The organism is Actinomycetota bacterium (assembly GCA_030019255.1).
GTDB lineage: Bacteria > Actinomycetota > Geothermincolia > Geothermincolales > RBG-13-55-18 > Solincola_A.
Genome location: JASEFK010000011.1, coordinates 15,662 through 31,137 on the forward strand (window position 1 = coordinate 15,662; position 15,476 = coordinate 31,137).

At 65.0% G+C, this 15,476-nt stretch carries 12 protein-coding genes; 8 read left to right on the forward strand and 4 right to left on the reverse strand.

Annotation, left to right across the window (positions count from 1 at the left end):
• The 3 genes from QME84_09745 to QME84_09755 all read left to right on the forward strand — a co-directional run bounded on the left by QME84_09745 (position 1) and on the right by QME84_09755 (position 4,228).
• Positions 1-1,497 carry an NAD(P)/FAD-dependent oxidoreductase gene (locus tag QME84_09745; GenBank protein MDI6874546.1) on the forward strand — a complete coding sequence of 499 codons (1,497 nt, stop codon included), beginning with the start codon at positions 1-3 and terminating at the stop codon, positions 1,495-1,497.
• Between the two features lie 347 nt (positions 1,498-1,844).
• Positions 1,845-3,650, forward strand: coding sequence for an ATP-binding protein (locus QME84_09750; GenBank protein ID MDI6874547.1), 1,806 nt, complete (start codon positions 1,845-1,847; stop codon positions 3,648-3,650).
• Between the two features lie 104 nt (positions 3,651-3,754).
• A complete protein-coding gene (locus QME84_09755) occupies positions 3,755-4,228 on the forward strand; it encodes a flavodoxin domain-containing protein (GenBank protein ID MDI6874548.1) in 474 nt (157 codons plus the stop codon).
• Between the two features lie 298 nt (positions 4,229-4,526).
• On the opposite strand, the gene QME84_09760 is transcribed toward QME84_09755, so the two are convergent.
• Positions 4,527-5,285, reverse strand: coding sequence for a DUF72 domain-containing protein (locus QME84_09760; protein MDI6874549.1), 759 nt, complete (start codon positions 5,283-5,285; stop codon positions 4,527-4,529).
• Between the two features lie 403 nt (positions 5,286-5,688).
• On the opposite strand from QME84_09760, the gene QME84_09765 reads away from it, so the two are divergent.
• The 3 genes from QME84_09765 to QME84_09775 all read left to right on the forward strand — a co-directional run bounded on the left by QME84_09765 (position 5,689) and on the right by QME84_09775 (position 11,156).
• Positions 5,689-8,049 (forward strand): ATP-binding protein, encoded by a 2,361-nt coding sequence (locus QME84_09765; protein ID MDI6874550.1) that lies wholly within the window; start codon positions 5,689-5,691, stop codon positions 8,047-8,049.
• A gap of 323 nt (positions 8,050-8,372) precedes the next feature.
• Entirely contained in the window at positions 8,373-9,779 is a 1,407-nt protein-coding gene (locus QME84_09770) for a TldD/PmbA family protein (GenBank protein MDI6874551.1), read from the forward strand.
• Positions 9,780-11,156, forward strand: a complete 1,377-nt coding sequence (locus QME84_09775) for a TldD/PmbA family protein (GenBank protein MDI6874552.1) — start codon at positions 9,780-9,782, stop codon at positions 11,154-11,156. It begins immediately after the preceding gene.
• Positions 11,157-11,253: 97 nt separating this feature from the next.
• On the opposite strand, the gene QME84_09780 is transcribed toward QME84_09775, so the two are convergent.
• Both QME84_09780 and QME84_09785 read right to left on the reverse strand, forming a co-directional pair.
• Positions 11,254-12,567, reverse strand: coding sequence for a hypothetical protein (locus tag QME84_09780; GenBank protein ID MDI6874553.1), 1,314 nt, complete (start codon positions 12,565-12,567; stop codon positions 11,254-11,256).
• Positions 12,568-12,570: 3 nt separating this feature from the next.
• Positions 12,571-13,179 carry a phosphatase PAP2 family protein gene (locus tag QME84_09785; GenBank protein MDI6874554.1) on the reverse strand — a complete coding sequence of 203 codons (609 nt, stop codon included), beginning with the start codon at positions 13,177-13,179 and terminating at the stop codon, positions 12,571-12,573.
• Between the two features lie 192 nt (positions 13,180-13,371).
• On the opposite strand from QME84_09785, the gene QME84_09790 reads away from it, so the two are divergent.
• The gene (locus QME84_09790) at positions 13,372-14,331 is read left to right on the forward strand and encodes an LCP family protein (GenBank protein MDI6874555.1); all 960 of its coding nucleotides are present in this window, start codon (positions 13,372-13,374) and stop codon (positions 14,329-14,331) included.
• A 159-nt stretch (positions 14,332-14,490) separates the two neighbouring features.
• A complete protein-coding gene (locus tag QME84_09795) occupies positions 14,491-15,147 on the forward strand; it encodes a PHP domain-containing protein (GenBank protein MDI6874556.1) in 657 nt (218 codons plus the stop codon).
• Positions 15,148-15,157: 10 nt separating this feature from the next.
• Here the strand turns inward: QME84_09795 and QME84_09800 are convergent.
• On the reverse strand, positions 15,158-15,476 hold a 319-nt coding region (locus QME84_09800), incomplete at its 5' end, for an energy transducer TonB (GenBank protein MDI6874557.1).

Genomic DNA, 15,476 nt, shown 5'->3' on the forward strand with positions numbered 1-15,476 from the left:
ATGGACTACGACGCCGTGGTCATCGGGGCCGGCCTGGGAGGGCTTTCCTGCGCTGCCAACCTGGCCCGCAACGGTTTCCGCACCCTGGTCCTGGAGAACACCGGCCAGGTGGGCGGCTGCTGCTCCTCGTACGACCACCAGGGCTATCGCTTCGACATCGGGGCCTCCGTCGTGGAACTGGCCTGGGTGATCGACGGTCTTTACCAGAAACTGGGAAAAAGGACCGAGGACTACATCGATTTCATCCCCGTGGATCCCATCTATGGCTTCGTCACCTCCGACCGCAGGAGGTTTTCCTACCCCGTATCCGTGGAGGAGACCAGGCAGGTCATCGCCCGTTTCTCCGAGGAGGACGCGCGGTCCTGGGAGCGCTTCGCCGCCGTGGGTTCTGAGGCCATCAACTTCGCCTTCGGCAGGGTGATGACCGAGTCCATGGGTTCCCTCAAGGACATGCTCAAGGTGGCGGTGGCCAACCCCAGGCTGGCCAAGTACCTGAAGTACATGGTGCTCAACTTCGAGAGCGTGCTGTGCGGGTTCTTCAAGAACGACACGGTACGCGCCTCCATGAGCCTGCAGTCCTACTTCATCGGCCTGCCGCCCGCGTTGTGTCCGGGTTACGTGGCCTTCCTGGCCTACTCCGAGCACGAGGGCATCTACTACCCGCGGGGAGGCATGGTCGCCATTCCCCAGGGCATCGCCGCCGCCTTCCAGGAGTTCGGCGGGGAGATAAGGTTCAATTCGCGGGTGGTGAAGGTGCTCACGGAGGGAAAGCGGGTGCGCGGGGTGGAACTGGCCGACGGTACGCGCATCGAGGCCCGCATCGTGGTCTCCAACATCAACGCCAAAACCCTCTACCTGGACCTCGTCGGCGAGGAGAAGCTTCCCGCCTGGGCCAAGCGGGCCGTCAAGAGCTACCGGGTCTCCATACCCGCCCCCATGATCATGCTGGGGCTGGACGCCCGCCCGGACCTGGACGCCCACCACACCTTCTGCTACGCCACCCTGCAGGAGATGAACCGCATCTGGTTCGAGGACTACCTAAGGGGACGGGTTCCCGATGGCGGTTTCATGCTCATCTCCTGGCCCACCCACGCCGACCCCTCCCTGGCGCCGGAGGGGCATCACTGCCTTAACCTGGTCTCCTTCGCGCCCTATCATCTGGCGGAGGGGGACTGGGACTCCTACAGGGAGCCGTACCTGGAGAAAATGCTCGGCTTGCTGGAACGCAACTTCGGGCTGCAGCTGCGGGACCACATCCGGGTGGCCAAAGTGAATACCCCGAAGGACTTCGAGAGGATGCTCCTCCATCCCGAGGGCGCGGTTTACGGCCTGCAGAACGACATCACCTGCACCGCCGCCTTCCGACCCGGCGTGCGCTCCCGGGTTTTCCGGGGGCTCTACCTAACCGGGGCCTCCACCCACCTGGGAGGGGGGATCGCTCCCACGGTGGGCTCGGGGATGGTGGCCGCCGACCTCATCCTGCGCGACTTCGGCTGACCGCTCCTCCGGCCGGTCCCGCGCACCGCCTGCCGCCGTGGGAAGCGGAACCCCGTTCCGTTTCCCTTGTACGCGAAGCGTTGAGGGGCTCTCCCCTTCCGGGAGAGCCGTTTTTTACCCGCGGGGGTCGAAGCGGGGAGCAGGGATGAAGCTTCTCCACTTGGATGAACCGATGGGTGCAAGAAGGCTGCCGGATGTCTGGCCACCGGGTACGGTAGCGGGAAGATCCGTGGAGGGGCGAGGGGAGACCGGGAGCCGGAAATCGTTTAGAATAAAATGGAAGTAACCAAACCAGGCGGAGGGACGGGATTCCACCGTCCGGATTCCAGGCTGGGGGCGTGGGACCGATGCAGGTGCAGGTTAACCCGACCAACGTGACGGAGACCGTCGCTGTGGTGGGTTCCGCCCTGCTGGGCCTGATAGTCCTTTCCGCCCTTTGGAGGGACCTGCGGGGACGCCTGTTCGGTATACTATGCCTTTTCCTGGCCGCCTGGAAGGCATTTGACTTCGCCCACCCGCTGCTCACCCGGGAAGCCTGGGTGGACGCGGTCAGCTGGGGGCTGGGTGCCCTGTGCGTGGCCCTGGCGGTGCAATTCTTCGCCACCTATTCCCTGGGAGAGGGACGCATCACCAGTATCCTGTACACCGCCGCATTTCCCGTGGCCGCGGTCTTCATGACCGCCGCCGCCCTGGGGGTACTGACCCCTTCCAACAACTGGAAGGCGGCTTTCGGGGCCTACCTCGTCCTGGCCTCCGTGCTCATCGTGGCCCTGATGGCCCGCGAATATGGAAGGATCAGGGACCGGCAGCACCTCCTGGCCCTGCTGGGGGCGGTGGCCATCACCCTGGGGGCGTGTCTCCAGGTGGCGGATATCATCTGGGACCTGTGGGGGTTGCGGTTCCAGACCTACGGGATGCTGGTCTTCGAGGCCTGTTTCGCCTACGACATCCTGGTGACCGGCTTCCTGCGGGCCAAGGCGGAACACATGCAGGCGCTGGAGGAGCTGGGACTGCGGGAGAGGAGGCTGCAGGAGGCCGAGGCTAGGTTCCGCAAGATGCTGGACAACAGCTACGACGTGATCTTCACCATGGACCGGGAGGGCAACATCCTGGCCATCAACACCGACGCGGAGGAGGTCCTGGGCTTACCGGTGCAGAGGGTGCTGGGCAAGGGTTACCTGGACTTCCTGGACCCCAAGGATGTGGAGCGCGCCTTTTCCGCCCTGGCGAGGGGGCTGGAAGGGGAGAAGATAAGGTTCTTCGAGGTCACCCTGCGGAGGCCGGACGGCAGGCCGGTGATACTCTCCCTCACCGGGACCCGACTGTACACGGAAAAGGAAGCCGCCCTGGTCATCGCCCGCGACGTAACCCAGTCCCGGGAGATGGAGCTGGAACTGATGCGCAGGAACGCCCTCCTGGAGGAGGCCAATCGGCGGCTGAGCGAGCTGGATCGGCTGAAGACGGAGCTGGTGGGCATCGTGGGGCATGAGCTGCGCTCGCCGCTGACGGTCATCAACAGTTACGCATCCGCTCTCAAGGACCACTGGGACCGCATGGAGGAGGACCGCAAGCTCTCCTGCATCGACCACGTCCTCCGCGAGTGCCGGAGGCTCAACCGCATGGTGGAGAACGTCCTGGACATGAGCCGCATAGAGTCGGACCAGGCTTTTCTCAACCGGCGGCGCGGGGACCTGGTGTCCGTTCTCCAGGAGGTGGCCGGCTCCATGTCCCACGTGCCGGGAGCGAGGAACGTGCACCTGGTCACCTCGGTGCGCCGGCTGGACATGGAGGCGGACTGGGACAAGGTGCGCCAGGTCCTCATCAACCTCCTGGATAACGCCTTCCGCTTCAGCCCGCCCGGCGCGCCGGTGATGGTCACCGGCGACGTCCAGAACGGCGAGGCAGTGGTGAGGGTGAAGGACCGGGGCCCCGGCATTCCCCCAGAGGACCGGGAGAGACTCTTCGACAAGTTCACCCGGAGCAAGGTGGAGGGAATGGAGGGGGGCCTGGGCCTGGGCCTCTACATCGTGCGCACCTACGTGGAAGCCCACGGGGGCCGGGTATGGGTGGAGGACGAGGAGGGGATGGGGGCGGTGGTGGCCTTCTCCCTTCCCCTGCAGGAAAAAGGGGATCCGGGTCGGGAATACTCCTGACCCGGTTCAGCTTAACCGGGATGGTTTGGCCGCCGTGCCCGGGGGTATTATTAATTTCCGCGTACCTGGGAGGGTCGACCCGTTGAGTTAAGGAGGAGGGTCACATGTTCGGGAAGAGCAAAAAAGCGCTGATAATCTACCACACCAAGACCGGGCATACCGGCGAGGCCGCGGAGGCGGTGGCCAGGGGACTGGAGGCGGGCAAGGTGACCGTGACGGTTAAACCCGTCTCCGAGGCACGGCCGGATGAATTGGAAGAATATTCCATATTGGCCGTGGGCAGTCCAACGCGGGGAGCCCGACCGGCGCGGGTGGTGAAGAAGTTCATAAAGGGGCTGGACCGCAAGGCCCTCAAGGGCAAGAAGGCCACCGTCTTCAGCGCCTATGCCGGCTTCCGTGGGAAGGCCACCCTGCGCCGCCTGCGGAGACTGCTGCGCCGGCGGGGGGCCAAGGTTGTGCTGCGCGGGGTGGCGGTCAAGGCGGGAGCCCCCCTTAGCCTGTGGAAGGGGCCGCAGGTCTCGCCCGAGGACGTGGCGCGCTTAGAGGAGCTGGGTCGCAGCCTGGCCCGGAAGGCCTGAGGCGGCAGGCCAGCACCGGCGGCGCGACCGGCGCTTGTTTTCCGGAAGCGGAAGGGAGCCTTCGACCGCTTTCTTGAAAAGTCCCGGCGTGGACGCTTATAACAACCGTGGCTTTCCGCGTCCGGGAAAGGCCGTGTAGAGGCTTTTCACGGGGTTTCCGTGCCGCGCTGCCGGGGCCGAGAATCGCCGGGTTTAGTTATATAGTTATAATAAGAATAAAGTGCCGGCCTGTATCTCTTCCTGGTAAGCGCTCCCGACTCAAACATCGACCCATCGGTCTGGAAAGGCCGCGCGAGGCTCAAGCCTGGACCAAGGTACGGAAGGCCAGGGCGTCCTCCACGGCGTAACCGAAGGCGTCGTTGTTGAAGTAGGCGTATACGTCCATCCCCTCCTTCAACAGGCGGCGGGCGTAGTCGGCCCACTCCGCGAGCTCCTCGGTGGAGTACTTGGAACCGTAGAGCACCTTCCCGCCGTGAAAGCGGAAGAAGGCGAAGTCCGCCGTCTCCACCCTGGCCTCGGGGAAGCTCGGGGAACTGGCGGAGCACAGGGCGCATCCCCCATCCTCCAGGATGCGGTAGATCTCGGGAGCGAACCAGGAGGGGTCACGGAACTCGAAGACGTACCGGTAGCCGGGCGGAAGCGCGCGTATGAACCCGCGCAGGCGTTCCGGGTCGGCCTTCCACCGGGGAGGGAGCTGGAAGAGGATGGGTCCCGTCTTTTCCCTCAACCCGTCCATGTTCCGGAAGAAATTGGTAAGTGCTTCCCGCGGATCCCGGAGCCTCTTGACATGGGTGATGAAGCGGTTGGCTTTCACCGCGAAGAGGAAGCCCTCCGGGACGGCATCCCTCCACACGGCGAAGGTCTCCAGGGCGGGAAGGCGGTAGAAGGAGTTGTTTATTTCCACGGTGTCGAAGTGGGAGGCGTAGAAGCCCAGCCACTCGCGGGTGGGAAGCTGGATCGGATAGAATACGCCCCGCCAATGCGCGTAGTGCCATCCCGAGGTTCCCACCCGCAGTTCAGCTTTCGCCGGCTTCATCTCGATGTCCCCTTTCGGCATCCGGAGGCGTTCCCCAGGCACCCGGTTCTTAAGGGATTTCGAGCTCCCCATGGGGAAGTTGCTCAGGGTCTCCTCCCCAGCGCCTGCGCCCTTTGTGGGCGCGGCTCCGTTCAGGGTTGGTCCCCATCCTGCTTGCCCCAGTTGTACTTAGATTATCCCAGCTGGAAGAAGGGTGGTGAAGGGGTGGAGGAAGCTGCGCAAAGCTGGGTTATCCGCGCCGCAGGATATAATCTATCTGGTGAAGGGCGCGCAGGCCGGGCGAGGCGTGGGGGCAGATCGGCTGTGCCTAAGCACCGGGTGAGCGTTCGAGGAAAGGAAGGTCTGCCTTTAAGGGAGGATCCCGGACCCGCGTAACCAGCGACTTCTCCGTTTGCAGGTCCGGATTTCAGGTGAAAGGATCGGGATGCGCATCCTGCGGAGGATTTTCGCCAGCCTTAGAGGGAGGATATTCCTGGCCGTCATGCTGTCCGGGCTGCTGGCCGGACTTTCCGCGGGGGTGGCCTCCTACGTCGTGGCCCGCTCCATGCTCAAGGACCGGGCGGAGAAGGACGTCGCCGGGGTAGGCAACGACGTGCGGAGGATCCTGGAGGGAGTCTGGATTCCCACCCTGAAGATGGAGATGCGGGTGCTGGCCGAGGTAGCCGCGGGCCTGTACGCCGTGAACCCCGCTCCCCAGGCGTTGAGGTCTGCCCTGGCCGGGCAGCAGGTGAAGGTCCCCGGCTTCAAGAGAATCAACCTCTTTCATCCCGGCGGTTTCTTCCTGGGGAGCACCGATCCCGCCTACCGGGGCCGGGTGGAGGAGGGCATAAGCGGTCTGCAGCCGGAGGAGGTGAGGATAGTCCCCTTTCGCAGGGAGGGAGAGGGCACGCAGACCGAGTACCTGATGACCGTGGCCGCCCCCATCGTGATAAACGGTGAGGTGATCGCCGTCCTGGTCGGGGACCTGACTCCCGAGGGGATAAGCGGCGAACTGGGCTCCCTCACGGTGGGGATATCCGGCGAGGTGTACCTGGTGGACGCCGAGGGCCGACTCATCACCCGTCCGCCTCGCGCCCGCCCGGAGATGGGCCTGGAGATCCTGGGCGAACCCCTGGATACCGAGGGGGTGCGCCGGGTGACGGAAGGGGAAAACGGGGTGGCCGAGTACCGCAATTATGCCGGGCACAAGGTGCTGGGCGGATATTTCCACCTCCCGGAGACGGGATGGGGCATCCTGGTGGAGGAGGACGTCGGTAAGGCCTTCGCTGACCTCACCCGCCTTCGTAACCTCGTCATATACATCGTTGCCGGAATGGCCCTGGTCTCCATGCTGGCCGCCATTATCTTAGCGCGCATGATAGCCCGCCCCCTGCGGCAGCTGCGGGAGGCAGCCGACAAGCTGGGCCTGGGAGACCTGGATTTCCGGGTGGAAATCCGGGGGAGCGAAGAACTGCAGGGCCTGGTGGCCAGCTTCAACCGCATGGCCGATGCCCTGCAGAGCTCTCACCTCATGCTGGAGGAGAAGGTGCGCCAGAGGACCGCCGAGCTGCGCACCCTTTACGAAATGATTTTCTCCCTGCGCGGTTCCCGGGACCCGGACGAGATCCTTCAGAAGGCCCTGCAGGCGGTCATGGATTTCGCCTCCTGCGAGATGGGATGGTGTTACCTGGCAACAGGGGATAGCTTCAACCTGCTTTACCGCCGCACGCCGGCCGGTAAGACGGGCAGGCTCCCGGAGCGGTTCACCGCCGGGGAGGGCCCGCTGGGCGAGGTCCTCGCCGGCGGGGAGGCCGTTTTCCTGGAGGTCGGTGAAATAGCAGATGTTTCCGGGCTCGCGAGATTGTTTCCCGCGGGTTCGGCGGTCCTTCTCCCACTACGCTCCGCCAAGAGGACGCTGGGTCTCATTTGCGCCGCCTCCACCTCCGCCTTGCACCTGGGGGAAGAATCCCGGCGCACTCTCTCCGCCCTGGCCGACGAGGTGGGAACCGCCCTGGAAAATGCCATACTCTACCGCGAGCTTCAGGAACACGTGGAGGAGCTGGAGAGGGCCAACCGGGAGCTGCGTTCCCTGGACGAGATGAAGTCCAACTTCATCTCCACGATGACCCACGAGCTCAAGCAACCACTTTCCCTCATCAGCGGCTACGCCCAGACCATCCGCGATTACTACGAGAGTCTGACCTACGAGGAGGAATTGCAGTGCCTCCAGGTCATCCTGGACAGGACCGAGTTCTTATCCAGGCTGGTGGACGAGCTCCTGGACATCTCCCTGCTGGAGATGGGAAGGGTAAGGCTCCACAGGGAGGAATGCGACCTCGAGGGACTGGCGCGCAAGGTGGCCTCCCAGCAAGCGGCGAAGAACCCGGACCAGCCTTTAGTGGTGGATTTCTCCCCTGACTTCCCCTTGGTGAAGGCCGACGCCCGCCGCATGGAACAGGTTCTCACCAACCTGGTCTCCAACGCCGCCAAGTTCTCCGAGGGCAAGGGCGAGATACGCATAGAGGGCCGAGCGGTGGGAGATCGCGTACGGGTGAGGGTCCTGGACCGGGGAATCGGTATCGAGCCCTCGCAGTTGAAGCGCATATTCAACCGCTTCTACCAGGTGGATGCCTCCATAAAGCGACCCTATTCTGGGGTGGGATTGGGCCTCTTCATCTGCCGGGAGCTGGTGGAGGCCCACGGGGGAAGAATATGGGCGGAGAACCGGCCCGGCGGAGGAGCGGTCGTCAGTTTCGAGATGCCGCGGGAGGAGGAAAAACCGGATAGCGACATGGAGAATGAATGAGCGCCGCGGTATGCGATTCTTCGTGTCCCGGTGAAGTCGTCTCCTGGTTTTCGGTCATGGTGTTCCAGGAAGGCGTGAAACGCTCCTCCCGGTTATAATGAGCGCTGTGTTCGGCAACCCCGACCGTCGGATGTGTCCTTGCCAGGTTCCGAAAACGGATGAACCGTGAACTGGTGCCTCCGCGCCCGGGGAAGGGGAAAGCAGGTGGTACGGGTGCGGTTTCGGGTTAATGGCGGCCTGGTAGTTGTTGGTAGAACGGTGAGTGATCTCGAGAGTGCGGGAGATCCAGACGCGATTTCGGAGTCGGATATGCGGAGGTGGTCATGTCTCTTGTGGACCAAGATGTTGCTGCCCGGGTGTTAAAGGTCGCCCTGTCCCGGGGAGGGGATTTCGCCGAGCTCTTCGCGGAGCGCAGGAGCGGGTACAACCTGCGCCTGGAGGAGGGCAAGGTGGAGGAGAACGCTTCCGGCTGGGAGACGGGCGCGGGAATCCGCGTCATTTACGGTGAGTCGGTGGCCTACGCCTATACCAACGACCTGTCACCCACCGCCCTGGAGGAGACCGCCCGTGTTGCCGCCGCCGCCGCGAAGGCGGGAAAAGCGGAGGCGGTGGACCTGGAGAAGCCGCTGCGGCGCCTGCCGGAGCGCTACGAGCACCCCGCCCGCCTGGACATAGACGAGTTCCCCCGGGAGCGAAAGGTGGAGCTTCTCCACCGCGCCGACCAGGCGGCGCGCGAGGCCGGCTCGCGTATCGTCCAAGTGGTGGTGGTCCTGGGAGACGCCCGCCAGGAGGTGTTAATCGCCAACTCCCTGGGCGAGGTGGTCACCGACCTCCGGATGCGCGTGCGCATGGTGGTGCAGGCGGTGGCCGCCCACGAGGGGGAGATCCAAACCGGCCACGAAAGCCCGGGCATACTGGGAGGATACGAATTGTTCCAGGAATTTCCACCCGAAGAAGTCGGTCGCGCCGCCGCCCTGCAAGCCCTGACCATGCTGGAGGCACGGCCCGCCCCCTCCGGACCCATGGCCGTGGTTATCGCCAACGGCACGGGAGGGGTCCTCTTCCACGAGGCCTGCGGGCACGGCCTGGAGGCGGACGCCATATACAAGAAGGCCTCGGTCTTCGCGGGGCGGCTGGACCAGAAGGTGGCTTCCCCCCTGGTTACCGCCTACGACGACGCCACCCTGGCCAACCGGTGGGGTTCCTTCGGTTACGACGACGAGGGGGTGAGAGCGACCCGCACGCCGCTCATCAAGGAGGGGGTGCTGGTGGGCTACATCAACGACCGCAAGCGGGCCCTGCGGGACGGCACCGAGCCCACCGGAAACGGGCGCCGGCAGTCCTACCGTCACGTCCCCATACCCCGCATGAGCAACACATACATAGAGGCGGGCGGGGACCGCGTCGAGGACATCATAGCCGACACCGAACTGGGCCTCTACGCCCGCAAGCTGGGAGGAGGAGAGGTGAACCCGGTCACCGGGGACTTCATCTTCGCCGTGACCGAGGGGTACATGATCCGCAAGGGTAAGGTGGCCGAACCGGTGAAGGGAGCCACCCTCATCGGGAACGGTCCCCGCGTGCTCCTGGACATCGACGCCGTGGGGGAGGACCTGGACTTCGACACCGGTATGTGCGGGAAGGAAGGACAGGCGGTGCCGGTATGCACCGGGCAGCCCACCCTGCGGGTGCGGGAGCTGGTGGTCGGGGGAACCACGGAGGTGATCTGAGTGGAAGCGCGCCTGGATCTTCGTGCCCTGCTCGAGGAATGGGTGGAGAGGGGCCGCGGCCTGGTGGGAGCGGGAGCGGAGCTCGAGCTCTACGCCCAGGAGCACCGCGGCCTGACGGTCAAGGCGTTTCAGGGCGGGGTGGAATCCCTGCGCTACGCGCATTCCCGGGGGGTGGGGGTCAGGGTCCTGAAGGAGGGAAGGCTGGGATACGCCTACTGTACCGGTTTCGGCTGGGAGGAGTGCGCGAAGGCGATAGAGGAGGCCGCCGCCAACGCCCTCTTCAGCACCCCGGACGAGCACAACCGGCTCCCCTTCCCCGGCGCCAGGCCTTTCCCCGGGGACCTGGGTATCTATCACCCCGAGGTGGAGGAGACCCCCTCGGAAGACAAGGTGAAGCTAGTCCTCGAACTGGAAGAAATTACCATATCGCGCGACCCCCGAATAAAGCGGGTGGAGACGGCGGTTTACGCCGACACCGTCTCCGAGGTCGCGGTGGCCAACAGCTTGGGGGTCGCCGGTTCCTACCGTTCCACGGACTGCCACTGCTACGTCTTCCCCATCGCCGAGGAGGGGGAGGAGTCGCAGACCGGCTTCTCCTTCGACCTGGGGGTCAAGCCCTCCGACCTTGACCTGGAGCGCGTGGCCGGCGAGGCCGCAGACAGGGCTCTCTGCCTGCTGGGCTCCAGGAGCATGCCCTCGCGGCGGACCACGGTGGTGCTGGATAGCATGGTGACCGCGGAGTTCATGGGCATGTTGGCCGCGGCGCTTTCCGCCGAGGCGGTCCTCAAGGGGCGGTCCTTCTTAGCCGGAAGGCAGGGGGAGAGAGTGGCCTCCTCACTGGTGACGGTGGTGGACGACGGCCTGCTGCCGGGTGGGCCCTCCACGGCTCCCTTCGACGACGAGGGGGTGCCTTCCCGCCGGAAGGAGCTCATCAGCGAGGGCGTCCTTGCCGGCTACATGCACAACATGTACACCGCCTCCCGTTCCGGCACCGAGAGCACGGGCAATGCCACCCGTGCCTCCTTCCGGGAGCGTCCCCGGGTGGGGGCCACCAACCTCTTCCTGCGCTCGGGCAGGGGAACCCGCGAGGAGCTGGTGCGTGGAGTGGGGGACGGCGTCCTCATCCTGCAGGTGGTGGGCGCCCACGCCGGGGCCAACCCGGTGAGCGGGGAGATCTCCCTGGGGGCCCTGGGCCTGCGTATAAAAAACGGGGAGTTGCAACAGCCTCTTCGGGAGATCACCCTGGCGGGAAAGGCCCTGGACTTTCTGCGCCACACGGTGGCCGTGGGGGAGGATCTCCGCTTTTTGCCCTTCGAGGGAAGCCTGGGGGCGCCGACCGTGGTGGTGGAGGGGGTCATGATCTCCGGTCGGGGTTGAGCGCGGGGCGCGTGATTCGACCCCGGCTCCTTCTCCCGAGACCTTCCTTTCTCGCGAGAACTCGGGTTGCGCCCGTGTGGATTGCGGAACCGTGCCTTCAACCCTTGCGGGGCATGCCGTACGCGTCCCGGGGAAAGAGCAGTGAGGCCAGGCGTTTAGCGTTTTCTCGGTCCAGGAGGAGCTTGCCGCGTAGCGCGTTCCTCCATACCAGCCGGTTTTCCCCTGCCGGCGGGAAGCCCGCGCCGGGACGGCCGCTGTCCTCCCTCGCCTGGTCGCTGGTGAGGACCACAGTGAGGGGGCAGTCCCATCCCGAGAGTTCCAGGCCGGAGAGCCGGCCGGCCATCCTCCTCTCCCAATCCTCCCGCGGGGGCGCGGCGCTCCTCTTCTGCAAGGCCCGGTCCAGGTAATAGGCGACCCACAGGGAGGCAATAATCCCTCCCAGGGGACCGGAGAGAAACCACCACCGCAGCTGCAGGGAAGCGGTCAGCGCGGTGGCTACCAGGATGCAGAGGGCACAGGCCGGGACCCAGACCCGCAGTATAGAGCGGAAGCTGCCTTCCCGCCAGGGCCTCGTGCCAACCAGCACCCTCAGCACGTCCCAGGGGGTATTGGAGCGGAAGGAGTCCCCCAGATTAATGTTCTCCCGGTCGGGAAGGACGGGGGACAGGGCCACCACCGAGGCGGGGCGGAAGCTCCGTTCCACGAAACTGCGGGCCGCCAGGAGCTGGTCGGCTCCCCATCCCAGGCCCAGAAAGATGCTCCCCTCCAATACGAATAGCCTACGTTCCTCCGTTTCCCGCAGTATCCGCGAAAGTGGCATCTCCGAGGCCTCGCTTTCCTCCTTCCCCTCCGCGGGCAAAAAATCCCGGGTCCATAAAGAGACCGCCGCCGTGCCCTCGGGGAGGGAACGTACCAGGAGTCGAACCAAGCGTCGGCTCAAGCCACCGGGCTCGCCCACGATGACCAGGCGCCTTTCCGCTCCCCCGCCGTCCGTACCCCCGTGGAGGAGCGCCGTGCCCCCGGGGAGGGACACCTCGCGGTCCGGTCCATCCCCCGCCTCCGCCCCACCCTTGCTACCCCCGCGGCGCAGGCGGCGCAGGGACTCGGAAAGGGAGGCGGCGAGGCAGGAGAAGGCCGCCGCGGCCAGGATGCCCAGTATCAGGCAGACCATGCTCATGAGGGCCTCGATGTTGCGCACGTTGCGGTGCAGGGGATCGCTGAAATACCAAGCGTAGGCGAAGATGACGAGGGCCGCCCCCAGGGCCCGGTTGACGTTCCCCTTGATCCGGCCTCCGTAGATGGAGAGCCCGTGCCAGCCCTTCCGGGCGGCCATCACCTGGATGATGCCCAGGGAGGCCAGGAAGCAGAAGATGAAGGTCTCCAGTATGTCCTCGTGGAATACCTCGTTCACCTTTCACTCCCTCAAGCTTGATGCCGAACGCAGGCGACTTTCCAGCTGCAAGGCCACGGATACGAAGGGCCGGCTGAGGAAGCGCAGCCGGTGCACCATCCAGGCACTGAGGAGGGCGAGGAGGATGCCGGCCAGCACGTCCCCCGGGTAGTGGACCCCGCAGTACACCCGCGCGAAGGACATGAGAAAGGCGGGTGGCAGAAAATACCAGGAGAACCTGCGGTCCGAGAACCAGGCCGAGAAGAAGAAGGAGAAGGTGGCCGTGGCCGGATTGCTGGGGAAGGACCAGTCCACGGGCTTGTAGAAGAGAAGATTGACCTCGTGGTTCACGAAGGGGCGCGGCCGGTGAACCAGGGTGATCACCAGCTGCATCAAGGCGGCGGAGAGGGCCACGGTGAGGAACACGCGTATCACCGCCGCCAGGTTCTCCCGGTCCTCCTTCCGGCACCTGCCTTTCAGGGTCATGACCAGGACCAGGAAACCCAGGGTGAAGGGGACCAGGTGGTCATTGCAGAAGGCTTTCATGGATGAGTCGAGCAGGACGTTTTTACCGGCCAGTCCGTTTATGTACCGGAAGAGGGTGTAATCCAGGTTGAGCAGCCAGTCGAGCATAAGCTTCCCGCCTCCCCGTGAGCTTCGACCAGGGAACATGCCTATTATACAGTCGTGGAAAACGCATGCCCATTCACCGCCCCGGGATAGCATGCATGTATAAACGTTTCTCAGTGGTCAGTATGGCGGGAGCGAAGGAGTTGTCTTAGTATTTGTCCCGGTGTGTTTCTTGGCGAAGCAGACAGGAGGTGGGTGGAACTGGAAAGGCTGAGGAAGAGGAGATGGTTGAGGGCGCTGCTGCTCTCCTTAAGCCTGCTGGCTGCAGCGGGTTGCGCCTTCCTGCTGCTTGACCCCTGGGACTGGTTGTGGGGGAAGGGGAAGGAAGCGGTATCTCCGGGCCCCTTCCCGGGCGTGGTCGATCCCCCTCTCTTCCCGGAACCCGGCCCGTTCCCCTACCGGACCCTCAACGTACTTATCCTGGGCCTGGACCATGGCCTGGGAAGGCCGGAGGAGGGCAACCGCAGGAGCGACGTGATCATGGTGGTCCACTTGGACCTCGATCGCCAGAAGGCCTGCCTGCTCTCCATTCCTCGGGATTCCTACGTGGATATCCCCGGGCATGGGAGGAGCAAGATAAACGAGGCCTACGCCCTGGGGGGAGCCGAGCTGGCCCGCCGCACGGTGGAGGAGGTGACCGGAATGAGGATGGACCGCCACCTGGCGCTGGATTTCGACGAGTTCCGGTGGCTGGTGGACCTCTTCGGCGGGATTCCCATAACGCTCGAGAAACCCATATCCGATCCCAAGCTGGGAAACATCGCCGCAGGAAGCCAGGTGCTCGACGGGAACCAGGCCCTGATCATGGCCAGGTCCCGCGATTATCCCCAGGGAGACCTGATGAGGGTGCGCCAGCAACAGCGCCTCATCATCCAGGCGCTTTACCAGGGGAAGAAGATGGCCGGCTACCCGGGGGCGGCCTGGTTTTTGTACGCGGCCCTGGATTCCCTGGACACCGACCTCACCCGGGACGAACTAATCCGCCTGGCGCGGGAGTTCGCCTCCTTCCCGGTGGTGGACGTGCAGGGAGGGGTGGCGCCCGGGAGGACGGGGGCGGCGGGAGGGGCCAGCGTGTATTTCCTCGACCCGGCGGGGATGAGGAAGCTGGTGGAGTCCATCGAGAAATACTGTAAGGTTCCCGACGAACACCGCTGACTTGAAAAAAGTTCTTTTCCGTGCTTTGGCCGAGGACCGGGGTGTAAAGAATGAAAGGCATTTCCGGGCTCCGTGGAGGAATACCGCACGGTCCCCGAAGTATATAGGTTGTTTCAAGAGAAGTCGTACCCTCTGCGCGCCTGACGACGGGAGGAAGAGGTGAGGATAAGGCTGGACCTTCACGTGCACACGGTATACTCCTTCGACGGCTCCATCGACCCTCCGGGGCTGCTGGAGGCCTGCCGGCGCCGGGGCCTGGGCGGCGTGGCGGTGACCGACCACGACGCCGTGCGCGGGGGACTGACCTTCGCCGCTGAGCTGCCGGAGCTCCTGATCGTACCCGGCTCGGAGATAAGGTCGGCGGAGGGGGAGATCATCGGCCTTTTCCTGGAGGAGGACGTGCCTCCCGGCCTTTCCGCCCCGGAGACGATGGCCCGCATCCACGAACAGGGGGGAGTGGTGATCGTTCCCCACCCCTTCGATTACGTCAAGTTGAGGCGTATGACCGCACGGCGCCTCCGGGAGTTGGCGAGTGAGATAGACGCCCTCGAGGTCCTGAACGGCAAGCCCCGCTACCCCGGCGCCAACGGGAGGGCGGCGCGGTTCGCGGAGAGCCTGGGCCTTCCGGCCACGGCCGGAAGCGATGCCCACAAGGCCGACCACGTGGGACTGGTGTACGTGGAGATGGAAGAATTTACCGACAAGGATGGGTTCCTTGCGTCGCTGCGCACCGCCGTCGTAGGGGGCGAAAGATACTCGCCCTGGGCTTCCCAGATGGACAGGTGGAGGGCGCGCCTACGAAGGGAGCGCCACTGAGCTACTCCGGTCAATCGAAGAAACCCTCCGGGGGCTCCAGTCCGGGAGGCAGTTCCTCTTCCTTCTCCTCGAGGGGCGGGAGGAATTCCAGCCGGTCCTCGAGGCGGGGAAGTTTCACCCCTTCTTTTTCCGGTTCCAGGGGGAATTCGAAGGTGATATCCGGCAGGGGACCGGGAGAGGGTTCGGGTTTGGCCTCCTGTGCCGGAGGCGGCGGTTCCTCCGGAGGCTGGATGAAGGGTGCCGGTTCCGCCGGGGCGGCGGCGACCTCCGCGGCCTCCGCCTCGACCTCCGCCTCGACCTCCGCCTTGGCCCGCTTGGCCCGCCTGGCC